The organism is Leucobacter sp. WKLB1, from assembly GCF_059696215.1.
The window spans coordinates 3,177,482-3,199,840 of sequence record NZ_AP046115.1 but is presented as its reverse complement, the minus strand read 5'-3'; the positions used below and the strand labels follow the sequence as shown (position 1 = coordinate 3,199,840).

The 22,359-nt window shown below is 65.5% G+C and carries 20 protein-coding genes and 1 tRNA gene; 7 read left to right on the top strand and 14 right to left on the bottom strand.

The genetic code is table 11. The features are described from left to right. Nucleotides 1-70: 70 nt before the first annotated feature. From ACZF5Y_RS14680 to ACZF5Y_RS14660, 5 genes are all read right to left on the bottom strand, one after another. A complete protein-coding gene (locus tag ACZF5Y_RS14680) occupies nt 71-1,936 on the bottom strand; it encodes an LPXTG cell wall anchor domain-containing protein (RefSeq protein WP_497533458.1) in 1,866 nt (621 codons plus the stop codon). Between the two features lie 211 nt (nt 1,937-2,147). Continuing rightward, a complete protein-coding gene (locus ACZF5Y_RS14675) occupies nt 2,148-2,876 on the bottom strand; it encodes a hypothetical protein (protein WP_497533457.1) in 729 nt (242 codons plus the stop codon). Between the two features lie 115 nt (nt 2,877-2,991). Continuing rightward, nucleotides 2,992-3,708: a collagen-like domain-containing protein gene (locus ACZF5Y_RS14670; RefSeq protein WP_497533456.1), complete on the bottom strand. Its 717-nt coding sequence runs from the start codon at nt 3,706-3,708 to the stop codon at nt 2,992-2,994. A 116-nt stretch (nt 3,709-3,824) separates the two neighbouring features. Next, nucleotides 3,825-4,751: a carbon-nitrogen hydrolase family protein gene (locus tag ACZF5Y_RS14665; RefSeq protein WP_497533455.1), complete on the bottom strand. Its 927-nt coding sequence runs from the start codon at nt 4,749-4,751 to the stop codon at nt 3,825-3,827. Nucleotides 4,752-4,781: 30 nt separating this feature from the next. After that, a complete protein-coding gene (locus tag ACZF5Y_RS14660; protein WP_497533454.1) occupies nt 4,782-6,122 on the bottom strand; it encodes an MFS transporter in 1,341 nt (446 codons plus the stop codon). A gap of 88 nt (nt 6,123-6,210) precedes the next feature. On the opposite strand from ACZF5Y_RS14660, the gene ACZF5Y_RS14655 reads away from it, so the two are divergent. The 6 genes from ACZF5Y_RS14655 to ACZF5Y_RS14630 all read left to right on the top strand — a co-directional run bounded on the left by ACZF5Y_RS14655 (nt 6,211) and on the right by ACZF5Y_RS14630 (nt 11,312). After that, on the top strand, nt 6,211-7,134 hold the full coding sequence (locus ACZF5Y_RS14655) for a LysR substrate-binding domain-containing protein (RefSeq protein WP_497533453.1): 924 nt from the start codon (nt 6,211-6,213) through the stop codon (nt 7,132-7,134). A 63-nt stretch (nt 7,135-7,197) separates the two neighbouring features. Next, nucleotides 7,198-7,881: a GntR family transcriptional regulator gene (locus ACZF5Y_RS14650; RefSeq protein ID WP_497533452.1), complete on the top strand. Its 684-nt coding sequence runs from the start codon at nt 7,198-7,200 to the stop codon at nt 7,879-7,881. After that, the gene (locus ACZF5Y_RS14645) at nt 7,878-8,780 is read left to right on the top strand and encodes an NAD(P)-dependent oxidoreductase (protein WP_497533451.1); all 903 of its coding nucleotides are present in this window, start codon (nt 7,878-7,880) and stop codon (nt 8,778-8,780) included. The genes ACZF5Y_RS14650 and ACZF5Y_RS14645 overlap by 4 nt, the downstream gene beginning before the upstream one ends. Continuing rightward, nucleotides 8,777-9,196, top strand: coding sequence for a carboxymuconolactone decarboxylase family protein (locus tag ACZF5Y_RS14640; protein WP_497533450.1), 420 nt, complete (start codon nt 8,777-8,779; stop codon nt 9,194-9,196). The genes ACZF5Y_RS14645 and ACZF5Y_RS14640 overlap by 4 nt, the downstream gene beginning before the upstream one ends. A 114-nt stretch (nt 9,197-9,310) precedes the next feature. Further along, nucleotides 9,311-10,111 carry an N-acyl homoserine lactonase family protein gene (locus tag ACZF5Y_RS14635; protein ID WP_497533449.1) on the top strand — a complete coding sequence of 267 codons (801 nt, stop codon included), beginning with the start codon at nt 9,311-9,313 and terminating at the stop codon, nt 10,109-10,111. After that, nucleotides 10,101-11,312 (top strand): alpha/beta fold hydrolase, encoded by a 1,212-nt coding sequence (locus ACZF5Y_RS14630; RefSeq protein ID WP_497533448.1) that lies wholly within the window; start codon nt 10,101-10,103, stop codon nt 11,310-11,312. Before ACZF5Y_RS14635 ends, ACZF5Y_RS14630 begins: the two co-directional genes overlap by 11 nt. Before the next feature lie 440 nt (nt 11,313-11,752). Here ACZF5Y_RS14630 and ACZF5Y_RS14625 read toward each other — a convergent pair. From ACZF5Y_RS14625 to ACZF5Y_RS14615, 3 genes are all read right to left on the bottom strand, one after another. Next, nucleotides 11,753-11,826 (bottom strand) — tRNA-Met (locus ACZF5Y_RS14625). A 13-nt stretch (nt 11,827-11,839) separates the two neighbouring features. Beyond that, nucleotides 11,840-12,709 carry a CPBP family intramembrane glutamic endopeptidase gene (locus ACZF5Y_RS14620; protein ID WP_497533447.1) on the bottom strand — a complete coding sequence of 290 codons (870 nt, stop codon included), beginning with the start codon at nt 12,707-12,709 and terminating at the stop codon, nt 11,840-11,842. A 335-nt stretch (nt 12,710-13,044) separates the two neighbouring features. Then, complete coding sequence (locus ACZF5Y_RS14615; protein ID WP_497533446.1) at nt 13,045-16,671, bottom strand: SdrD B-like domain-containing protein; 3,627 nt, start codon at nt 16,669-16,671, stop codon at nt 13,045-13,047. A gap of 318 nt (nt 16,672-16,989) precedes the next feature. Between ACZF5Y_RS14615 and ACZF5Y_RS14610 the strand changes: the two genes are divergently transcribed. Continuing rightward, nucleotides 16,990-17,412, top strand: a complete 423-nt coding sequence (locus ACZF5Y_RS14610) for an organic hydroperoxide resistance protein (protein WP_053385745.1) — start codon at nt 16,990-16,992, stop codon at nt 17,410-17,412. Nucleotides 17,413-17,451: 39 nt separating this feature from the next. Here ACZF5Y_RS14610 and ACZF5Y_RS14605 read toward each other — a convergent pair whose 3' ends face one another. The 6 genes from ACZF5Y_RS14605 to ACZF5Y_RS14580 all read right to left on the bottom strand — a co-directional run bounded on the left by ACZF5Y_RS14605 (nt 17,452) and on the right by ACZF5Y_RS14580 (nt 22,338). Continuing rightward, complete coding sequence (locus ACZF5Y_RS14605) at nt 17,452-18,210, bottom strand: hypothetical protein (RefSeq protein WP_497533445.1); 759 nt, start codon at nt 18,208-18,210, stop codon at nt 17,452-17,454. A gap of 3 nt (nt 18,211-18,213) precedes the next feature. Continuing rightward, nucleotides 18,214-19,323 (bottom strand): hypothetical protein, encoded by a 1,110-nt coding sequence (locus tag ACZF5Y_RS14600; RefSeq protein ID WP_497533444.1) that lies wholly within the window; start codon nt 19,321-19,323, stop codon nt 18,214-18,216. Continuing rightward, entirely contained in the window at nt 19,323-19,616 is a 294-nt protein-coding gene (locus tag ACZF5Y_RS14595) for a hypothetical protein (protein WP_053353775.1), read from the bottom strand. Before ACZF5Y_RS14595 ends, ACZF5Y_RS14600 begins: the two co-directional genes overlap by 1 nt. Next, nucleotides 19,613-19,897, bottom strand: coding sequence for an SAV_915 family protein (locus ACZF5Y_RS14590; RefSeq protein ID WP_053353776.1), 285 nt, complete (start codon nt 19,895-19,897; stop codon nt 19,613-19,615). Before ACZF5Y_RS14590 ends, ACZF5Y_RS14595 begins: the two co-directional genes overlap by 4 nt. Before the next feature lie 219 nt (nt 19,898-20,116). After that, nucleotides 20,117-21,277, bottom strand: coding sequence for a hydroxymethylglutaryl-CoA synthase (locus ACZF5Y_RS14585; RefSeq protein WP_497533443.1), 1,161 nt, complete (start codon nt 21,275-21,277; stop codon nt 20,117-20,119). After that, entirely contained in the window at nt 21,274-22,338 is a 1,065-nt protein-coding gene (locus ACZF5Y_RS14580) for a hydroxymethylglutaryl-coenzyme A reductase family protein (protein ID WP_497533442.1), read from the bottom strand. Before ACZF5Y_RS14580 ends, ACZF5Y_RS14585 begins: the two co-directional genes overlap by 4 nt. Between the last annotated feature and the right edge of the window lie 21 nt (nt 22,339-22,359).

The window sequence follows — 22,359 nt, the reverse complement described above, 5'->3', positions numbered from 1 at the left end:
AGTGTGAGGGTAAATAACCCTCACACTCGGCGTTTCGGCTCACACTCGGTGAGGCTTGGCGTGCTGCGCGTTAGACCTCGCTGCGGCGACGGCGCGCGGTTGCCACTGCAACCGCGCCCGCGAGCAGCAGGCTCGCTCCCGCCCACATTGCGAGGATCGGCGCCGACGCGCCGGTGGTCGCCAACTGCGCGGAGGTCGGCTGCGCGGTGGGAGACGCACCATTGGCGGCACCGCTGGCCGCTGCGGGTGATCCGGAGCCGCTTGCCGAGCCGCCGCCCGAGGTACTCGAACCATTGCCCTCCGCGCCGTCAGCGCCCGCGGATCCACCCGAGCCTGCCGTGCCTTCGGCGCTGGCGGTCGCTGTCGCCGTGACCGTGAACGCGGCGGTTGCGACGACTTCGCCGTTCACGCTGAACTCGACGGTGTGCTCGCCGGTTTCGAAGTTCGCAGGAACCGCCCACGAGAATGCCACGGCGCCGTCGGCGTCGGCAATCTCGGTGCCGATGGTGACGGGCTCCGAGTGCGCTACCGCGGTCACTCCGTCTCCGGGAGTGAACCCGGTGGCGGTGAACTCGAGTGTGCCGCCCTGCGCGACCGAGTTCGATGCGGGGAAGACAACCGACGGCTCGGTGGGCTCGGTCGGCACGCTCGGCTGCGCGACCGTGACCTCGGCGAACGCGTCGAGCGAGCGGTCGGTGATCGAGAGGGCGTGCGCGGCCGAGGTCGCGACGTGGTAGCGCTTACCGAGGTCGAGCGACCCCGCAGGCACCTGCAGCTCAGTCGTGAACGCGCCGTTGGTGATCGAGCGCGCCGGCACCCACGCCATCTGCACCCAGCCGTCAGCGGGCAGTGCGCCAGTGCCCGACCAGACGCTCTGCTCGCCGAAGAGCACGTAGGCACCGTTCACGGCGCTATCGCCGGTGTACCCGGTCGCCGAGACGGTGAGCGTGTGGTCGACGGCGGGGTCGAGGTCGGTGCTCGGGGTGACGGTGATCTTCGGATCCTTGACGGGCTCGGGCTGCGGCTCGGTCGCGACCTTCCAGGACACCGGCGTGAAGAGCTCGTTGTCGGGCTGCAGGCCCGTGGTCGCCTTGTTGCCGAACGTGAAGACGCCGAGCTGGTAATGCTCGCTGGGACGCTTGGCGTCTGCGGCCTGCTTGTTGACGTCGACGGTCCACGTGAAGTTGACGGTGCCGTCGGCATTTTCGACCCACTGCACATTCGCGTCGTTGTTCGGCTGGCTCGAGACGGTGGTGAACACAATCGACGGCCGCGCCGAGTTAGGGGCGCCGTCGGTGGGCTTCCAGGTCTCGGCGATCCATCCGAAGCGCAGTGCGAACCCGGCACCGGTCTCGATCGGGTGGTAGTTGCGCCCCTCGACCGTGAGCGTGGCGCCGGCGGGATCGACATCGGTGTTCGGGGTGACCGTCAATGTCGGTGACGGCAGCGGGGTCTCGCCGCCGTTCTCACCCGAGCCCGGGAAGAGCGCATCCCAGTCGATGATGACCGCGCTGCGCGCCATGACGTTGTCGACAGTGGGGAAGGAACGCGTCGGCCACGCGATGACCTCGTACGACTTCTCTCGGTCGAGCCCTGTTGCCGGGGCAGTGAGGCTGCCATTGATCTCGCCGGCCTCTGATACGACGAGCGACGCTGAGGGCGTCGATGACTGGTCAGCGTCGTAGCTGCCGGCCTCGACCAGCCCTACGTAGACGCTGCGCGCCGACTGCCCGGGGTAGATCGGTGCATCGGCGTATCCGGCGCCGGTGACGGAGATGGTCGCTGACGTGTCGGCGATCACCGAGGTCGACAGCTCAAGGGATGAGCCCGCGGCAGAGGCCGGGGCGGCGAGACCGATGATGGCGCCGGTTGCGACGAGCGCAGCGGCAATCGCACTCGCGAGCGACCGCGATGCGGTTCGCATCGTTCTGGACATGCAAAAACTCCTTCAGGGATCAGCGCGGAACGGCGTGCGCCCGATCACTCGTGTGTGGGCAACCTGAACAAGCTTAGCCTTGCCTAAGTATCATCTGAAATTTAGCACCATGTTCGGCTGGTGCTCCCGGTGCGGCATGCCTGATCGGAACACCATAGTGGGGCCTGATCCGAATGCTGGATCAGGCCCCACTGCAGAGCGTGGTGCTGCGTCAGACCTCGCTGCGCTTACGGCGCGCCAGCGCAGCGACCGCGATGCCGCCAGCGGCGAGCACCACCGCTCCGGCTCCGGCCAGGGCGAGCAGATTGCTGTCTGCTCCGGTGCGCGCGAGCCCGCTCGCTGTCACCGCTGGCCTGCCGGACGCAACCGCGGAGGTCGGGGCCGTGGTTCCGTGGGTGCCGTTCGTCGCTGCCGCGCCCGCGGTGCCCGACCCGGTTGCCGCCGTGCCGCTGCCCGTGCTCGTGCCAGTGCCCGACGACGAGCCCGCGCCCGCCGCGGCAGCTGTGCCGTTGCCGGAGGTGGCATTGGTTCCGGTTGCGGTGCCCGAGCCGGAAGCGCTACCGGTCGCCGCCGACGTGCCGGCACCCGTCGCGCCGTCGGTGCCGTTTGCGGTGCCCGCTCCGTTCGAGCTGGTGCTGCCCGCATCGGCCGAACCGTCGTCTGAGGTGCTGCCGGCGTCTGCGGAGCTGTTGCTCGCATCGGCGTCGATTGAGCCATCGGCATTGATGCTGCCGGCATCGGCAGCGCCCTCGGCTTCGGCCTCAGCTTCAGCCCCAGTGCCGTCAGCGTCGGCGTCCGCCGCGGTATCCGCGTCGGTTCCGGATTCGGCTTCGCCTGCTGCGTCGGCTTCGCCTGCTGCGTCGGCTTCGCCTACTGTGTCGGCATCCGCCGCGGCATCGTCGCCACCGTCGTCGATCGTCGCGAAGCAATTCGCAGGCAACGTGACGACGTCGCCATTGCTCGCCGTGATCGACGCCGCAGCTGCAAAGATCGACGCGGGCGCGAGTGCGACGGCTCCGGGAGGGCCCGCCGGGCCAGCAGGGCCCGTGTCGCCCTTATTCCCCCTGAGGTCCTGGAGCGCCGGGCAACCCGTCTTTCCCGGGAGCGCCGTCTTCGCCGGCCTGACCACGCACGCCCTGGGGGCCGATGACTTCGATGGTGCAGGTCTCTTCAAACCCTGCGCAGTCGCCGCCGTATTGCACAACGCTCCGCGCCACAGACGACGTGATGGCCGTGGTCAGTGCGGTCGCTGCAGCCGGAGCTCCAGACGGGCCCGCGGGCCCCATCGGACCGGGGTCGCCAGTCTCTCCCTTCGGCCCAGCTGGCCCCGGGAGTCCGTTCTTGCCGTTTTGGCCGTCATTTCCATCGGGACCCTTGAGACCGGGTTGACCGGGGGTCAGAATCACGCACACCTGTGCGAAGTCGCCGCAGTTCGGCAGTTCCTCATCGGCGGCACTCACCACTCCGCCAGAGAGCAGAGCACTCAATGCGGTGATGGCACCCGGAGCTCCTGGCGGACCTGCGGGGCCAGCTGGCCCGGTGTCCGCCGTCGGGCCTTGCGGTCCGACTGCACCATTGAGACCGTTGACGCCATCGGCGCCGGGCGCTCCGGTATCGCGTTTTTCTCCGCCCGGCGCATTCGGCACCACGCACGAGACGGGTTCACCTGCGGCGCTCGCTGCCGTGCTGGTGAACAGCACGAGTCCGACGCTGGACAGCAGCATGGTGGTCGCGGCCGCACCGGCCGCAAGTCGTTTCTTCCTGGATTGCATCACTGCCTCGTTTCGATTTCGAGAGAGTCCCCCAAGCACCCAAAATCTAAACGCCGTCCAGCGAGATGCGTAGCTCTTCGTTCACGATGACCCCCCTGCGGGGGACGTTCGTGTGATCAGTCAGATGAAAACGTCACCGAAGTGCGAGGAGTCGTATCGACGCGGAGGCTAAAGACGTCGGGGCGAGAATAGTGACCGGCCGCATCGAAATCGAGGTGCGCGCGTGTCTTATCGTTGAGATCTATGTCCGCATACAGCACTGCCTCGGTATCAAAGACGGGGCCTGCGAGCACCGTGCCGGCAGGGTCGATGATGACGCTGCCGCCTCGCATCAGCACATCACCATGCGGTGTCTCGAAATCGATCGGGTGATCCCCGGGCAAATCCGCGCGCGTTAGGTACTGGCATGCCGACAGCACGAATACCCGACCCTCAAGTGCGACGTGGGTCATTGTTGAGAGCCAAGTCGCCCGGTCGTCCGCGGTGGGGGCGCAGTAGATCTGCACCCCCTGGGCGTACATGGTTTGCCGCATGAGCGGCATGTAGTTCTCCCAGCAGATGACGGTTCCCACTCGGCCAAACGGCGTCGGCATCGTGTCGAGTGTCGAACCGTCGCCGAATCCCCATACCAAGCGCTCTGTGCCGGTGGGCATCAGCTTGCGATGCACGTTCACCAGGCCAGTACTCGGCGAGAGATGCAGTGCCGTGCAGTAGAGAGTGTCACCGAGTCTTTCGATGACGCCGATCACCACATACGCGCCGGCGTCGGCTGCGGCCTTGACAAGTCGAGCCACCTCGGAGCCTTCGAGGGTGATCGCCCCGTGGGCGTAGCGAGCAAATTCTTCCCGTCCACGCGTCGTGCGTAAACCGATTGCAGCGCCGAACGCCGTGCCCTTGGGGTATCCACCGATGAAGGCTTCCGGAAACACGATGAGTTGTCCCCCGGAAGCACCAATCTCGGCGATGAGGGACTCTGCTTTGGTGGTAGCGGCGTCGGCGTTGAACGGTATCGAGGCGCTTTGGACGACGGCGACAGTAGTCATTCGAATCCCTCTCCGAGAATGCGGTTCGGATCAGCCGTGGCTGATATCGACGTTCTTGGTCTCCTTGAGCATGGGCCAAATCACGGCGAGCGCAACGATGGCGACGGCGATGACATAGAAAGCCGGGGAATAGAGCAAGCCTGTGCCCGCGACGAGTGCAGCGGCGATGAGTGGGCCGGGGCCCGCGAGCAGCGCGTATGCGATGTTGTAACCGAGCGACGAGCCCGTCGAACGCACTGAGGCAGGGAAAACCTCGACCAGCAGCACATTGTTCATGACCGCGCAGCAGGCGACGAAGAACGAGAACACGATGAGTGCAAGGAATGCTAAGAAGGGCACGCCGGTGTTGAGAAGGAGGAATGCGGGGAGTGCCCAGACAATGAGGCCGATGATGCCCGTCAGCAGCACGGGTCGGCGGCCGACGCGATCTGACCAGATGCCGACAAGGGGATTGAAAGCGACGTACAACACCATGGCGGCACCGGTTGCGAGCAGCGCGTCAATACGCGGCATGCCCACCGGTCCGGTGAGGTGGTTATTCGAGTACGTGACAAAGTAATAGAGACCTACGCCGAAGATTCCCGAGAACGCGAGTGTCATCACGAATGCGCGGAACTTTACTGCGAACGAGGTGACCTCGACCGAGTTCGTGGCTCGCTTGCGCTCGAGCTCTTGATAGACCGGGGTGTCTTCGAGCTTGCGACGGATGTACACCGCGACGATCGCCATGATGATCGAAGCAATGAAGGGGACTCGCCAGCCCCAGGTCGACAGGGCTTCTTCGCTGAGTGCCGCCGTGAGCAGTGCCGCGACAACGGTGCCGACAAGGAATGCGAGTCCGGCTGTGGCTGTGATCAGGCTCGCGAAGAGGCCTCGCTTGGCTTTCGGCGCACTTTCGCCGATGTAGGCTGCGGCGCTCGTCCACTCTCCACCGACCATCATGCCCTGCAGCAGTCGCAGGATCACGATGATGACGGGAGCAGCGATACCGATCGTTGCATACGCCGGAGTCAGTCCGATGAGGGCGGTGATAATGCCCATGCTCAGCACCGTGATAATGAGCACCGTCTTGCGACCGAACTTGTCTCCGATCGGCCCCAGAAAGAGGGCGCCGACCGGACGCGAGATAAAGCCGACCGCGAAGACCGCAAGCGACGAGAGCATCTCGGCGGTGGGGTCGCCTGACGGGAAGAACTGAGCGCCGATGATCGCGGCGAAGTAGCCGTAGATTGCGAAGTCGAACCACTCCATGAAGTTGCCGATGCCGACGGCGAGGAGCCGCTTGCGCTGCTCCGCTCGGGGCAAATTCAATAATTCGGTCGTACTCTGCGGCGCCTCCCGTGGAGGCAACGCGGTTTCGGGGGTCTGCATGAGTGAGCTCCTTTGGTCGCTGTGCAGCAGGATGAAGAACGAAACAACTGTGTAACGGGCGAGAAACTTTGTCCAATTCATAATTATCATGAGCAATATGAATGTGGTCGATTTAAGACGAGTGGATCTCAATCTTCTCGTGGTGTTTCAAACGTTGATGCAGGAGGCCAGCGTCACGCGTGCGGCGGTCAAACTCAAGCTGAGCCAGAGCGCGGTGAGCGCAGCCCTGGCTCGACTCCGAGTGCTGTTCGACGATGCGCTATTCGAGCGCAGCCGAGCCGGCATGGTGCCAACTTCTCGCGCGCTCGCCATCTCGGCGCGAATCGGGCCGTCGCTTACTTCGATTGCCTGCGTCATCGCCGCCGAGCCCGAATTCGACCCGATGCGGAGCGACCGGATCATGCACATTGCGATGTCCGATGATCTGGAACTCGCGCTGGCCCCTCGACTCGCTCGACTCAAGCTTGCCAACGATTGGCGGGTGGAGTTCGCCCTGCACCAGACGAACAGCACGCTCTGGCAGCGGAGCGTCGACAATCCGCGCAACGATTTGACGGTGACGGTCACGCCGCGCAGTCAGGGTGCCGATGTGCTCTCGGAACCGTTGCTCTCCGGGGGATACCTGTGCGTGTACAACCCGAAGCTTCTGCGCCTCTCATCGCCAGTGACGTTCGAGGAGTACGCGTCGCTGCACCATGCCCGAGTCTCGTTCGATGTGCAGCGCGGGTGGGTGGATGATCTCCTGGCGGCACGTGGGTTTCAGCGCAGGATGCTCTGCGCGGTGAGTCACTTCTCGGGCCTGATTCCGATCCTCGCATCCACTCCGGTCATCGCGACGGTGCCCGAGCATGCCGCGCGTGAGCTGGCTGCACTCGGGGGTCTCGAGCTGAGCCCTGTGCCGCTCCATGCCCCGAAATTCACGCTGTCTACCCTGTGGAATGCGCGTGTTGACGGTAGCCCGCAAAACACTTGGCTCCGGGGGGTATTGCAGGACGTCGTGGCGGAGCTGTGACACGCTGACGGCTTGCGCACCACGGGATTACGGTATTACGGTAATTCCGATTGGAGGTGGCTGATGTTGGAACGTCAAGCAGCACCGCTGCGTGAACAAGCGGTGACGGAGTTGCGCCGTCGCATCGTGAGTGGTTCTTACGTTGCGGGCGAACGTCTCAAAGAGCGCGCGCTTGTCGAGGAACTGTCGGTGAGCCGCACCGTGGTGCGCGAAGCGCTGCGGCAACTCGAAACCGAGCGGCTAATCCGGCTGGAACCGCAGGTCGGACCCGTGGTGGCGGAGCTATCAGATGATCAGGCCCGGCAGCTCTACGAGGTGCGTGCCGCACTTGAGGCGACCGCCGCCCGCCTCGCGGCCATGCGGGCGTCGGATGACGAAATCTCAGAGCTCTACGTCGCGCTCGGCCGTGTCGCGGCCCACCTCGAACCAGTTGATTTGCTGCTTGACGCGAAGCAGCAGTTCTACGCGGCCCTCATCGCTGCCAGCCACAACGCCATCATCGGCGAGCAGCTCGACAACGTGCAATCGCGCATCAGTCAGCTTCGGCGACTAACGCTCTCAGCGCCGAACCGAGGGCCTCAGATGCTCGCTGAGCTGCGGACGGTGGTGCAGGCCATCGGCGACCGGGAACCGGTGCGAGCCTATGACGCAAGCCTCGCGCATGTGCGCGCGGCATCGCGAATTGCACTGGGGCACCTGACTCCCGAGGCTCTCGAAACCTTGAACCCTGCAGAGGAGACGCTGTGACCCGCACGCTATTCATTGGGCTCGGGCGTATGGGGCGCCCGATGTCCGCTCATATTGCACAACGATTTCGCACCAGCGTGCATGACGTATTCCGCGAGGCCGTTGACGCTGTGGCTGCGGAGACGGGTGCCGAGCCGCTCTATGATCTGGCAGACGTGACAGACATTGGAACTGTTCTGCTCATGCTTCCGACGAGCGCGCACGTCGAGGAGATTCTCCGAGGCGCAAAAGGCGACAACGGACTTTTTGCGCGTCTTGCTCCAGGCACGCTCATCATCGATATGGGTTCGAGCGAACCGGCGAGCACGCGCGCGCTTGCCGAAGCCGCTGATGCTCGCGGCTTCTCATATGTAGATGCGCCGGTTTCAGGAGGCATCTCGAAAGCAGGAACCGGAGAGCTGACGATGCTCGTCGGCGGCGACGAAGCTCAGATTGAGCGCGCCCGGCCTTATCTTGAGGCAGTGGGGTCAACCGTCGTCGTCGTGGGAGGCAGCGGGACGGGGCATGCGGCGAAGGCCATCAATAACCTCGTAAGCGCCTCCAACATTGCGATCGCAAGCGAGGCAGTTATTCGTGCGCAGGCCGCTGGTATCGCCCCTCACCGCATCATCGAGGTGCTCAACGCCTCAACCGGGATGAGTCAGGCGAGTCAGGTGAAGTTCGTCAATCACATTCTTCCCGCTACTTATGCATCGAACTTCACTTACGACCTCATGCTCAAAGACATGCGCATCGCTCTCAACATTGATGCCCCCGAGCAGGCGACTGAACTGGCGCGCACCGCGTATCGAATTCTCTCAGAGGGCCGAGAGCATCTCGGAGAGCACCCCGACCACACCGAAATCGCACGAGTCTACGAGCACCTCGCCGGGACTCCCATTGCACAGGAGGACGCATGACCGACAGCACCGTGACCGCTCAGGAGTACATCGACGACATGGCGCGCAAGCGCGGGTATGTGCTCGATTACCACAAGACGATGGCGAAGCAGGATTTTCCGGTACTACAGGCGGCGAATCATCTCGTCTCCGCTGCGTATCTCGATCAGCGCACACTCGATCGCAAAACGAAGGAACTGATCTTCATCGTTTCGCTGACGGTCATGCGCGCGTCGAAGGGGCACATCCAGTCTCACATTCGGGTCGCCCTCGACTTGGGGCTGACGCCGACCGAGATTCTCGAGGCGATTGAGATCGCGCTTCCTGAAGCCGGTGTGGTCGCATTCCAGACCGGGTTCGATGCCTGGAAGGAGGTCGTCGGCGCCGACGGCCTCGAACCCACGGTCGCTGCACACGACGGTGGATCCGGCGCGTAGCTCGTTTCCCCCGCGCCAAAAGTGCGGCTTCCGCGTGCGGGGTCGACCCATCGGCGGATCTCATCCGGCTCCGATGCGGTCGGCGCCGTCGTCTCTTGAAGAACGGATATCGAAGTGACGTCGAAGATGTGGGAAATCCTGGTGATCAAGCACGGTACGCGGCTGACACGTCGCAGTGACGTGTATATGAACTATGGCTTCTACGATGACCCTGATGATGAGTTTAGGCTCAACTACTATCTGTGGGTGTTGCGGAGCGGCGAAGAAGTGATTCTCGTTGATACCGGGTATTCGGCAGAGGGTGCTCGTAAACGGGGACGCGAGGTGCTCATCGATCCGATCGAGGCGCTCGGACGGATCGGGATCACCCCGAGCGACGGACATCCTGTTGTCGTCACGCACGCGCACTACGACCACATCGGCAATCTCGGCGCCTTCACGAAGTCACCGATCTACATCGCCCGTAGCGAGCTCGAATTCTGGACGAGTGAACTGGGTGCGAAACCGCTCTTCTCCCACTACGGCGACGCCGATGAGATCGCCGAACTTCGCCGCGCAGCGGCGCAGGGGCGCGTTCAAGCGTTCTCAGATCGGCACGATCTTGCTCCGGGCGTGGAGCTCATCGAGGTCGGCGGGCACACGCCGGGCCAGATCGTGGTCAAAGTGCAGACATCGATCGGCGAGGTGCTTCTCGCCGCAGATGCGGCGCATTTTCACGAGGAATTGGAACGAGACATGCTGTTCCAGTCAATGGCGGATTTACCGCAGTCCTATCGCACTCTCAAGTGGCTCCGCGATCTTCCCGTTGCGGCACTTGTGACGGGGCATGACGAGGGGGAACTCGACCGATTTCCAACGTATGGCGAGCCACTTGCGGGCCTGGCCTCGATCATCGGGAGGCACGATGCAGAATGACGCGATCGTTCGACAACTGCAGGTGGGAGGCGAATCAGACCAGGTTGCGGCTCTGATTCGAGGCACCGACGTGCAGTTCGTTCTCGCGGGCACCGACTGGGAGTTCAACGTTCGCGTCGATGATGGCTCCATCATTACGACGCTCGGGTCGCGTGCGGGTGCTTGTTACACGCTTTCAGCACCGGACTCGCTCTGGGAGGAACTCCTATCCGAGACCCCAATGCCCGGGTGCCACAGCCTCGTGACACTGGTGCGCTCAGGGGGCATCGCACTGACAGGATCAACGCTCGAATATGAGCGCACCGTGCATATCGCGCGGGCAATCGTCGATGGCGCCCGCCCGTCACGCCCGCAGCTTCCTCTGGGGAGGCCGCTCACCGCAGTTAGTGGTTATCACCGAGTGACGACGTCGCTCGGCACGAGCGACGTCTACGTCGAACGCGCCGGCACAGGCACGTCGATGCTCGCGTTCGCCACTGCGGGGACTGATATTTCGCAGTGGCACGGCATTCTGACGCACACCGACTTCACCGACCACTATGAGCTCATCACTGTGGATCTTCCCTGGCACGGAAAGTCCTCGCCGGCGTGGGGTGCGGATGTCGGCTCCTACAAGTTAACGCCCGAGACCTACACCGAGTTCATCGTGGCGTGCGCTGACATGCTGCAACTCGATCGCCCGGTGCTGGTGGGTGTTTCGATGGGTGGCGGTGCCGTGGTGCACGCGGTGGCAACCCACCCCGAGCGCTTCATCGGAGCAGTGTCGTGCCAAGCGGGACCGTCGGTCACCGCCCGTGCGAATGTGCACTTGCGAGGCACGCAGGTGAACCCAGCAACGTTTATTCCGGAGTGGACCTATGGGCTGATGAACCCAGCGTCGCCGCACGAGTTTAAACAGCGAGTATGGTGGGGATACTCGTCCGGTGGGTTCGGCCTCTACGCGGCTGACATCGAATCGTACTTGCAATGGGATGTGGCAACGATCGCCGATCGGTTTACGGAGCACACACCGCATATCGCAGTGCTGAGTGGGGCATTCGACACCAGTGTGCCAACGGCGCGATCACGTGAACTCGCGACGCTGATCCCGAACTCCTCGTTCGCTGAAATGCCTGATCTAGGGCACTTTCCGCATGCGGAGAACCCGGCGCGATTCGTGCAATATCTGCTTCCCGCGATCGATCGAGTTCTTACGGCGTGACGTTGGCGGCAGCGGCGCGACTGAGGCGCAGTTACCAAGGCAGAAGGAGAGGCCCTCGGGCTGGAAACTAGATCACGGGCCTTTCTCATTGGTGAGGGGCCGCGTCTGATTTCGATACATAGTGGACACAGAGGTGCCACGGGCGTTGATGTCTCGGGACATCATGGACCGTGCACCGCGGCCACCGCTTGACCCGTGCCCTCACGGGTCAGCATCCCTACTGTGGACGCCGCGACGCGGGCCCCGACCCTGACGTGCTCTTCGCCATTAGGGATTGGTGTCAAAAAAGGTCGTCATGCCCACGATTTCTCGCCGAAAACGTGCATAAAGTGACACCGATTCGGCGGCGTCGACCGCAGCGTTCGATTCGACCAATGGCACGCAGCAGAAACAGCGAAAGGCCCCCGACCTGGAAACCAGATCAGGGGCCTTTCTCATCGTTGCGGGGGCGGGATTTGAACCCACGACCTCCGGGTTATGAGCCCGGCGAGCTACCGAACTGCTCCACCCCGCGGCACTCCTCCAGGTTAGCGCGCAGCGCTGGGAAGATCGAATCGAGGCTCGCGCTTGGCGCGCCGTCGCTCGCTCACGATGAAGACGATGAGCAGAACGAGACCGGTGATGATGACCAGATAGGTGCCGACCGAGGGGAGCAATGCCAGGGGATTGCCGGTCGCCGGGTGCGCGCGGAAGAGGAACAGCGTGGGGTCGGTCGACGCGTGCAGCAGCATCGGCCAGATCAGCCGACCGGTGAGCCGCAGCGCCAGGTACATGATGATGCCGAAGCAGAATGTGTACACGACCTGCACCGCAGTCGTGACGAGGCCCTGATCGGTGGTGAAGAAGTTGCCCGCGTGCAGTGCACCGAAGACCGCGGCCGACACGAGGGCCACCGCAATCTCTCCGTGACCGGCCTTGCGCATGAGCATGACGACGAACCCGCGCGTCAGCAGCTCTTCGGCGAACCCGATGCAAAGACCGGTGAGCAGCCACGTCGCGATGAGCACTCCGCCGGCCGCAGCGTAGTCGAGTGCGCCCAGCGCGCTGATGTTGATGGCGAGTACGACGGCGATGCCGATCCAGATCCACCCCCGACCCCCGCGCAGCTGCGGCCCGAAGAGCTCGCGCAGCCATCCGAGCGATGCGGCGAAGGCCACGAGCACGATCGAGCCGAGCACGATCGGCAGTGCCGTATCGATCAGCACGTCGGCGGCGCTGCCGGCGGGCCCGCGCACGGCGCCGCCTGCCGGGAAGATCTGCACTACGGCCAGCGAGAGCAGCTCATAAACGGCGTAGTAGGCGGCGGCAAGGATGATCGCGCGCCACCAGTTGCCGCGTTCCCAGAAGCGGCGCCAGGGCGAGGCGGGTGCGGTGCGGGCATGCTCGGCATCGTGCATGCGGCGTCTCCGATGGGGTGAGATCAGCGGATGCCGCCACCCTACCGCGTTGAGCGCCGTCAGTGTCCCCTGAGCAGGGGACAATCGCGTGCGCGCACTTTCGCCCGTTGCGCGCCACAGATAGATTTTCGCTGTCGAGGTCGGCGCGCACCCCTCGTGCTACCCCCTGCGCGCCCCGCCGCCGGCTTCGATACGCGCCCCCATGGACCGCCCTCCACGGGGGCGCACTTGTGTGCCCCCGTGGAGCTTCCGCGCGGGATCACGTGGGGCCTACGCGAACGGGGGCGCGAACGAGTCGAAACCCATTCGCGCCCCCGTGAGAACCGCGTGACGTGCTATGTCGTGCGGCGCTTGCGCAGCAGGAGCACGCCCCCGGCCAGCAGCAGTGCCAGGGCGCCCGCGATCCAGCCGAACTGACCCGCGCCGCCTGTGCGGGCGAGGTCGTTCACTCCGGGGGTGCCGGGGTGTGCGGGATCACCGGCACCCGTTACCGAGTTCGCCGCAGCGGTCGCACCCGTGCTCGAGGCATCGGCGCTTGCGCCAGACGTGGCCGCAGCGCTGGCATTCGCAGACGTGTCTGCGCCGTTCGTGTCTGCCGAGGCATCGCTGTCGGTGCCTGCGCCAGTGGCGTCCGCATCCGCATCCGGCCCACGACCGGTCGAGTCGGAGTCCGAGTCGCCCTCGTTCGTGGTCGCGTTGACGACGACGCCGGCATCCCAGGTCGGGTCGATGCCCTCGGTGGCGCGCACATCAGCCCACTCGTACTCGTGCGTGAGGCGCGAGTTGTCGGGACCGAGCACGATGATGCCGGTGCGTCCGGTGAACCGATCGGCGTCCGAGTCGATCGCGTCGTCATCGCCGGCGTCCTGGCGGGTGAAGGAGTAGATCTTCGCCTGCTCGGGCGTGAGCGTGAACTGCACCTGGTACTCGCCGGCAGGCAGCTCGTCGAACAGGTAGCGGCCGCGATCATCGGTAGTGGTGGTCGCGATTACTTCGCCGTCGCGGATCAGCTCGACGGTCACGCCGGGAAGCACCTGCTCGTCGCTGTCCTGCTGGCCATTACGGTTGGCATCGATCCACACCACGTCGCCGACGGCGTAGGTGCGCTCGGGCTCTACGACGGGCTCGGGAGTGTTGGGCAGGGCGACCTGCTCGGACGAACCGTCTGCGCCCACGGTGATCCGGCGCAGCTCGTCGCTCAGCACGTAGCCGTCCGGCGCGACGTCCTCGCGCAACCAGTAGGTGCCCGGCTGCTTCACGAGCGGCGAGGTGCCATCCGCGGCCACGATGCGACCGTCCACGAGGCGCAGGTCGCTCAGCGCGACCGTCGTCTCGTCGTCGGCGAGCACCGAGAAGCGGGCGTCGTCGTCGGAGAGCACGGCTTCGGCATCCGTGCTGTCACGCTTGACGAGGTCGAGCGGGTAGCCGTCAGACGGAGTGATGGTGGCGCTGGTGGATCCGATGACGTTGGTGATCCCGACGTTCGCCGCGAAGTCCGTCACGCGCACCTTGAAGTACAGGCTCACGGTCTGGCCGCTGGTCAGCTTGCCCTTCTGCAGCGTGACCGAGTCGTTCTCGGCGTTGTACGTCGCGGTGATGTTTGAGCCGGGAATGCGGTACGTGTCGTTCGCCGCGACGGTGCCGTTCGCGACGTCGCCCGGAGCGACGAACCCGACGAACTCGACGCCCTCGGGCAGCACGTCGACGACGTCTTCGATCATCGTCGTGAAGCTGCCGTGCGGCATCAGCTCGACGCGGTAGACGAAGTCGCTCTGCACGAGGGCGCCCTCGGCATCGGTGTCGACGCGCAGGTTGGTCGTGTAGCTGTCGGTGGCAGCGTCGTAGACGCGCTTGCGCACCTCCATTTCGTTGCCGAAGCTCGTCGCCTCGGCCGAGGAGCTCGACGTGTACACGATCTCGGACGAGGCGCCCTCGTAGCGCGCATTATTCGTGATCTCGAGCGTCTGCTTGCCGTCGAGGGCGTGCGTCGGCAGCGTCACCTCGATGTTCCAGGCCTTCGTGAACGGGCCCTCGGCGCCGCCCCACGCCGCGTCCAGCGGGAATGCCTCGTTCGGCGTGATGATGAGGCTGCCGGCCTCGTCGATCGTCAGATCGTACGTGCTGCCGTCGAGGGGGTAGTTCGAGTCGTAGCGGCCCGTGATCGACGCGCGAATCTGATCGAGCGTCTCAGCCGTCACGTCGAACACGTCGTGATCGATCGCATCGATGATGCGCGAGTGCGCGGCATCGCCGACGTTATTGCCCACCGAGAATACGAAAGGAATCTGCGCGACGCCGCCCGGAGTGACCGAGGTGGTCGCGTTCTTCACCCGCTTACTGAACTTGCTCGAGTCATCGACGCCGCCGGTCGTGTCTTTCGGCACGGTGATGGTCGTCGTCGCATCCTTGCCCTCGTACTTCTTCCACGAGGAATCGGTGCCGAAGATGAAGTAGGCGTTGTTCTGCACCCGGTACTGCGATTCGTACTGATTCTGCGAGCTGCTTGAACCGGGCAGATCGGTGATGGTCGCGTGCGCGGTGACCGTGTACTTCTTCGACGTGTCTTTGCCGAGGTTGAGGTACAGGGTGTTGCCGTCGATGAAGTACTGATGCACGTACGCGTCAGCCGCCATCTCGACCTCGAGGTTGCCGGTGACGTCAGTCGCACGCGTGAATGCCACGGCGTCGCCATTCTGGTCGACGACGGTGATGAAGTTCGCGTCATCGACGTTCCATGCTGCCTGAGCGGGAAGCGGATCGCGCACCACGACGTTGCGGGAGAGCTCGAAGCTCGGGTCAGAGACATTGGCGAAGACGGTAAGGTCGGCGCCGATCGTGTAGGCCACGTCGATGCCGCCCGCAATTTCGGTGCCGGCCGCCTGCGTCGCGCCGAGTCGCTCGGCCGTCGTGTCGACGTTCTTTGAGAACGCGGTGCCGGTGCCCGGCTTGGTGAGGCCCGCGCGATTGCCCGAGAACGACGTGGTCGCGGAGTGCTGCTGGCCGTTCACATCGACCGTGTTCTTGAGCGAGACCGAGTAGCCGCCGCCGTTCACGGGGTTGATGGCGTCGTATTTCGCCTGCAGCTCTTCGCGAATCGCCTCGAGTGTGGCTGCGTCGGTGATGGTGGCGCGGTACTGGAAGGTGTACACCGAGTTCGCTTCGGCATCGAACGTCGTGGTGAACGAGGTGCCCGAGATCGCGGGAATCGAGGTCACGGGTGTGGTCTGCGGGTGCAGGCCATCGGTGTCACGCACGACCTTCGAACCGGTCAGCGAGTTCGCGACGTAGGTGAGCCCCGTACCCAGCGTGTCGGTGAGGGTGACGCTGCGCGCATTGGCGCTCGAGACGGTGACCGTGTAGGGAATCTCGGTGCCGATCACGCTCTCGTCGATGACGACGCGGCCGTCGACGATCGAGTGGGGCAGTGAACCGCGCGACGTCGACTTGCTCGACCCCGTGCCGGTCGCCTGCGGCTGCTCGCCGGGCTTCGTCACGATGACGCGCTGCGTGGTCGATTCGCCGCCCGCCGACCAGACGAGGTCGCGCGACCCGGTGGTCTCGACGTCGGTGAAGGTGAGCAGCAGATCGAGGTAGCCCTGGCTGACGTCGCCGGGGAACGGATCGGCGAACGTGATGACGAGCTCGCCCTGCTCATTCACGGCGAGCGACTGCACCGCCGTGTTGCCCGCGGGTACCGCGAGTGCGCCCTGCGGGATCGTCACGCCTTCCGGCAGCTGCACGGCGACCACGGCGCCGTCATCCATGCTGCCGTAGCCGATCTGGAACGGGTAGCTCTGTCCCTCGACCAGCACCGGCGTGCCGTTGTAGTTGCCGCCTCCGTCAACCGGAAGAATCGTCACCTTGCCGCCGGCAGCGAAGGCCGGGGCGCTCAATCCTCCAAGCGCCAGCAGTGCAACGAGCAGCCCCGTCATCACCTGCAGTAGTGTGCGTGCGCGACCCATTCTCGCGACTCTGTGTGTCATTCTCGCCCTCCCCAGGCATGAAAAAAGAGGGCACGCGAAAAGATCGCGCACCCCCCAGTGCCGACGCTGCTCATTCAGCGCCTCCGAACGTGGACTCAGTCCACGAAGCCGTCATCCAGCCTATCGAATAGATAGCTGCGCATGCACATCGACGGCCGCAGTGACCCCGTGACGGGGGTCACGGTTCTGGGGTTTCGCGCTCAGCGGAGGTGTGGCTCGCACCGGCGTGCCGCACAGGCTGCAGGCGTACGCTGCGCCGTGGGCGCGCACCGGGCGACGCCCGCGAAAGGGGATCCCATGAGTATCGTCTACACCGCAGAAGCCCTCGCCACCGGCGACGGACGCAACGGGCACGTCAAGACCGTCGACGGCTTCGTCGACACTGACGTACGCGTACCCGAATCGATGGGCGGCCCGGGAGGTGCCCCCAACCCTGAGGCGCTGTTCGCCGCCGGCTACGCGGCCTGCTTTCACGGCGCCCTGCAGGCGGTCGCGCGGGCGCAGAAGATCGACATCGCCGATTCGAGCGTCGGATCGCGCGTGCACCTCAGCGGCGGCGTCGACGGCGGATTCGAGTTGTCGGTCGAACTCGAGGTGATCCTGCCCACGCTCGATCACGACCAGGCCCAGCAGCTCGCCGATGCGGCCCATCAGGTGTGCCCGTACTCGAACGCGACCCGCGGCAACATCGACGTGAAGATCACCGCCTCCGACGACTGACCCCCGAAGACCGGTCGCGCTGCGCGCCGTCGACGCCCGCTATCGGGCGGTCTCGATGGCGCGCAGCGCTGCGGCCCCGGTCGCGAGTTCGTCGCGCGCCTCGGGGTGTGCGGCGTACCAGCGGATCGCTTCCGCCACGACCGCCGGGTCGCTGCCGATGTGGTGGGTGTCGATGATGATCGGGCCGACATCGCGGTTCACGATCGTGAGCTTCGCGCCGTGGGGGCCGAACGCGCCAGCGCTCTCGACCGCATCCCACGGGAGATCGAAGCGCCGCGCGCCGCGCACACCGCGAATGCCCTGCGTATCGAGCTGCAATCCGAGCGGCGTGCGCAGGCCCCAGAGCTGTCGCAGCAGTGAAACCGCTCCGAACACGATCAGCGCATACGGCAACAGCTGAGTCAGGCGGGTGCTGCCGATCTGGTTCGGGAGTCCGAGCGCCGTGACGAGCAGCAGGGTCGCCCCAGGGATCATAAACGCGATGGAGACCGCGGCGAATGCTCGCGGGACCGATCGCGGCGGCACGAAACGCAACGATCCGGTGTCGGCAACTCGCACGACACCCGTGGTGAGCGCGCGCGTCCAGATCAGCAGCGCCGTTACGAGCACCAGCGCGGCCAGCGCGAGCGACGCCATGAAGAGCCGGAAGCCCGAGCGGTCATCGGCGAGCGCGACGAGCGTCGGGATCGCGGGCAACAGATACAGTGCCCAGATGATCGGCGAGGGCTCTCGGCCGTTGGGCAGCACCGATCGGCGGTGCGTCGGCATCTGGGGCACGTAGAGTCGGGATCGGGTCACGCCTTACCTCGCCAGCTGCGGGCCCTGCCAGGCCGTCGTTCCGTCATAGAGCCATCCGTCGATGGACTCGCGCACATCGAGTGGTACCCAGGACTCCCATCCCCATTTCGCAGCGCTGCCGATGGCGATGCCGCCGACAACGACGCCGCCGATGACCCAGCCGACCGGGCCGCCGGCCGCGGCAATACCGGCGCCGACAGCGGCACCTCCGCCGATGCCGGCGCCTGCCTCCACGATGGCCGATGATCCGGATTCACCGCTCGCGATGTCGTTGGCCACCGAGATGATCTCGATGACATTGCCCGCGATAGGAATCAGCTTGCTGACGCGCGAGACGCCGTGGATATCGTCGAGGAGATCGGCGACGCCCTCCCTGATTGCGCGTGGGTTGGCAGCTTCGGCCGCGGCCTTCACTCCCGGGTGGCCCGATCGGAGGCCCCGAGTGAAATCGTCGGCATCCTGCTGCATCTGCTGTGCGACACCGCGGTAGTCGGCCAAGTCGCGACGCACGCGCTCATCGGCAGCGGTGAGCGCCGTCGAGACGATGTCAGAGTTGCCGAACTCGAGCTCGTCGAATGTCGCGCCGAGCGACGCGAACCCCTCGACTTCAGCGATGAGCGGAGCCATGTGCTCGGCGATCCACGCCTCCAGGTCGCCCCACCACGTGCCGACGCGTTCTGCGAGGTCGTTGTACGTGCGCACCCGAGACATATGCGCGTCCCACTCCGGATCTTCGCCGGGCATCGAACACACCTGAGCGGAGGTCGTCGGCTGCAGCACCTTCTTGCCGTAGACGACGAGATCGCGCTCGCGGCACTGCTCGAGATACCCATCGAAATCGCGCACACCGCGCTCGAGACGTGTCGCATAGGCGTGGAACACGTCGGCGGCATCGCCGAGATAGCTCGGCACGGAATTACTGTGGTTGCGCACCGCGGTCGTCGTGCGCTGGAACGCGTTGCCGGCCTGGCCGACCATGTACATCTGAGCGTCGCTCGCGATGTAGGCCAGCTCGAGGTCGACCTCGACGAGCCCGTCTTTCATCGCATCGAGTCGCTCCGCGAGTGTATGGATAGCCGCGGGGTCCCCGGGAATGGCGAGATCGATGCTCATCAGTCGGTGAGTTCCGCTTCGAGATCGCGCAGCTCGTCAGCGATCTCCACATCGGTATTGTCCATGTCGTCGATCACGTCGATGGCGATGACACTGAGCGCCCGCGCGGTGTCGGCGGTGAGGCCCGCGGCTTCGACGCCCGCCGAGGTGATGAACGCGATGAAGGTCGAGGCGATGCCGCCATCGGGCGCATCGGGCAAGCGGCCAATGGCAGCGTCCGCGGTATCGACACGGTCGATCACCTCGTTCAGGCGACGCTCCATATTGACGCGATCGATCGAGATCTCGGTCATGCGATGCGCTTTCCGCGACGCTGATCGGGTGGCACGACAAGGTCGAACGCGACCACGTCGAACGGCTGGGCCTGCTTGATGCGTTCGAGCTGTTCGATCGGCAGCAGCACCCACGGCTGGTCGTCGCCGCAGTTCGTGGCGAGCCGATCGAGTGCCGTGTACGCGAGCAGGCCGTCGCGCCCATCGGTGAGCCGTCGCACCACGAACTGCTGCTGTGCGGGGTCGGCGCCCGGCACGACCGGGAAGTAGAGAACGGGCGGCACGATCGTGCGGGGACTCAACGCGGTACTCCTCCGAGGGTTCGAGCAGGGGTATCGCCACTGTACTGCACGGAACTGAACCGTCCGCCGCACGCACGCCAGCGCCGTCCGTCTCGCCGAGACACCGCCGCGCCGCCGAGTGACCGCCCAGATACGTGATCTGAGCGGTCACTCGTGACGGCGGCGGTCACTCGGCGTCGCGGGTCGGGAACGGTGAGCGTTCGACCACCGGCCCGCGGCCTACCGGCGCTCGTAGCGGCGGGCGCCGCCCTGAATGCCGGCGAAGCGGAACGGCGCCTGGGTGACGCGCGGCGTCTCGACGTCGACGTTGCTCGGCAGCACGGTGGCGTGCAGCTCGCGGTACTCGGCGACGGTGAGCGGCACACGCGCGTCGAGCACCGAGGTGAAGTGGTCGGATCGCTTGGCGGCGCCCGCCTGCACGACGCCGGTCAAGAACTCGCTGACGCTGCCCGACCCGTAGCTGAACAGGCCGATCCGTTTGCCCGGCAGGCCCTGCTCGTGGTCAAGAATCGCGGCGAGGCCCGCGTAGACCGAGGCGGTGTAGGCGTTGCCGATCCGGCGATTGTAAATCGCGCCCTCGGCGAGACCCGAATCTCCCAGACCGCCCTCGCCCAGTTCGGCTGAGAGGTGGGTGCTGAGTCGCGCCTGCGCCTTGCGCGCCATCTTCGTATACGGCTGGTGGTAGACGAGGCGGTCGATCTCGGTGATCGCGGGGCCGCCGTGGGCAGCGAGGTCGTCCCACGCACCGGCCATCGCGTCGAGGTACGCCTTGATCGAGAGGGCGCCGTCGACGATCGCGGTCGACGAGTCGTTGGGGCGCCAGAAGTCGTCGACGTCGTCGGTGAAGAGGCCCGAGGCGGGCTCGATTTCGAGGAGCGCGGGGTCGGCGCCGATGATCATTGCGATCGCGCCGGCACCCTGCGTGGGCTCGCCGGGGGAGTCGAGTGCGTACCGTGCCACGTCGCTCGCGATGACGAGCACGCGCTCGCCGGGGTTGCGCAGCACGATGCCGACGGCGGCCTGGATCGCGGCGGTGCCGCCGTAGCAGGCCTGCTTGATCTCGGCGACGCGCACCTGCGGGGGCAACCCGAGCAGCTGGTGCACGTAGACGCCGGCTGCCTTCGAGTGGTCGATGCCCGACTCGGTCGCGAAGAGCAGCGTGCGCACGCCCTCGATGCCGGTGCGTTCGAGCACGGCCTGCGCGGCGGTCGCGCCCATGGTCACGATGTCTTCATCGGCTGCGGGCACGCTGAACTCGTCTTGCCCGAGCCCGATGCGATACTTCGCCGGGTCGACGCCGGCATATTCGGCGAGCACGCCGAGGTCGAGCACGTGGTGCGCGGTCGCCAGTTCGAGGTCGTGGATTCCGATGGAGGTCATGCGCTGGGCGTCCCCTTCCGCTCGATGCGCAGATGCGCGGCCATGAGTTCGCCCGGGTTGGTCTGCGCGGCGATGAGCGACAGCTCGCCGCAGAGCACGGTTGCCGCGATGAGTTCGGCGAGGCGACGCGCGTTCTCACCGGGCTCGCGCTCTTCGCGGCAGCCGATGCGCTCGAGCGCCTCTTCGATGTGGGGCAGGTGCTTGCCGTTGCCGACCGTGCCGACGATGAGATGCGGCACGGTGCATGAGAAGTACAGGCCCTCTTCGCGGTTCTCGGCGTAGGTGATGCCCTGCGAGCCCTCGACGATGTTCGCGGCATCTTGGCCCGTCGCCAGGTAGAAGCCGAGCAGCATGTTGGCGTAGTGCGCGTTCGCGGAACGGATCGCACCGGCGATCGTGCTGCCGACGAAGTTCTTGCGCACGACGAGGTCGGTGATGCGCTGGGCATCGCTGCGCAGCATCTTGCGCACGAGGTCGTGCGGGATCAGGATCTCCGCAACAACGCTGCGCCCGCGGCCGAGCACACCGTTGACCGCCGTGGCCTTCTTGTCGGAGCAGTAGTTGCCCGAGATCGACCCGTACTCGATGGGCAGCCCCCACGAGAGAATGCGCGCCATGAGCGCGTCGGCGGCGTTCGTCACCATGTTGTGCCCCGACGCGTCGCCGGTGGTGAACGCGAAGCGCACGAAGAGCAGGTTGCCCACGATCTCGGAGTGCGCCTCGAGCAGCTTGGCGTGGCGGCTGCCTGCAGAGACGACCTCGCGCAGTTCGTCGAGGCGATCCTCGATTGCCTGCGCCGCGATCTGCGCGTCGACCGCACCCGCCGCGGTGAACTGCACGGAACGGGTCATGCGCTCGCCGGTGACGATGGTGCGGATGCCGCCCTCGATCGCGCGCGAGACACGGGCCCCGCGACCGACCGAGGGCCACAGCGGGGTCTCGTAGGTCGCGAGGGGCACGGAGATTTCGCCGGAGACGGCGGAGCCGGTGATGCGGATCGGGCCCACCCAGCTGGTGGGGATCTCGGTGACGGTTTCCCGTGCGGACGATGCGGCGCTCATGGCTTCCTTCGTGAGAGTGGG

Coding starts and splice junctions, on each gene's coding strand:
- ACZF5Y_RS14600 (WP_497533444.1), bottom strand. CDS start 19,323: ATGAGCATCGATCTCGCCATTCCCGGGGACCCCGCGGCTATCCATACA.
- ACZF5Y_RS14640 (WP_497533450.1), top strand. CDS start 8,777: ATGACCGACAGCACCGTGACCGCTCAGGAGTACATCGACGACATGGCG.
- ACZF5Y_RS14610 (WP_053385745.1), top strand. CDS start 16,990: ATGAGTATCGTCTACACCGCAGAAGCCCTCGCCACCGGCGACGGACGC.
- ACZF5Y_RS14580 (WP_497533442.1), bottom strand. CDS start 22,338: ATGAGCGCCGCATCGTCCGCACGGGAAACCGTCACCGAGATCCCCACC.
- ACZF5Y_RS14615 (WP_497533446.1), bottom strand. CDS start 16,671: ATGGGTCGCGCACGCACACTACTGCAGGTGATGACGGGGCTGCTCGTT.
- ACZF5Y_RS14650 (WP_497533452.1), top strand. CDS start 7,198: ATGTTGGAACGTCAAGCAGCACCGCTGCGTGAACAAGCGGTGACGGAG.
- ACZF5Y_RS14680 (WP_497533458.1), bottom strand. CDS start 1,936: ATGTCCAGAACGATGCGAACCGCATCGCGGTCGCTCGCGAGTGCGATT.
- ACZF5Y_RS14595 (WP_053353775.1), bottom strand. CDS start 19,616: ATGACCGAGATCTCGATCGATCGCGTCAATATGGAGCGTCGCCTGAAC.
- ACZF5Y_RS14655 (WP_497533453.1), top strand. CDS start 6,211: ATGAGCAATATGAATGTGGTCGATTTAAGACGAGTGGATCTCAATCTT.
- ACZF5Y_RS14585 (WP_497533443.1), bottom strand. CDS start 21,277: ATGACCTCCATCGGAATCCACGACCTCGAACTGGCGACCGCGCACCAC.
- ACZF5Y_RS14670 (WP_497533456.1), bottom strand. CDS start 3,708: ATGCAATCCAGGAAGAAACGACTTGCGGCCGGTGCGGCCGCGACCACC.
- ACZF5Y_RS14660 (WP_497533454.1), bottom strand. CDS start 6,122: ATGCAGACCCCCGAAACCGCGTTGCCTCCACGGGAGGCGCCGCAGAGT.
- ACZF5Y_RS14665 (WP_497533455.1), bottom strand. CDS start 4,751: ATGACTACTGTCGCCGTCGTCCAAAGCGCCTCGATACCGTTCAACGCC.
- ACZF5Y_RS14620 (WP_497533447.1), bottom strand. CDS start 12,709: ATGCACGATGCCGAGCATGCCCGCACCGCACCCGCCTCGCCCTGGCGC.
- ACZF5Y_RS14630 (WP_497533448.1), top strand. CDS start 10,101: ATGCAGAATGACGCGATCGTTCGACAACTGCAGGTGGGAGGCGAATCA.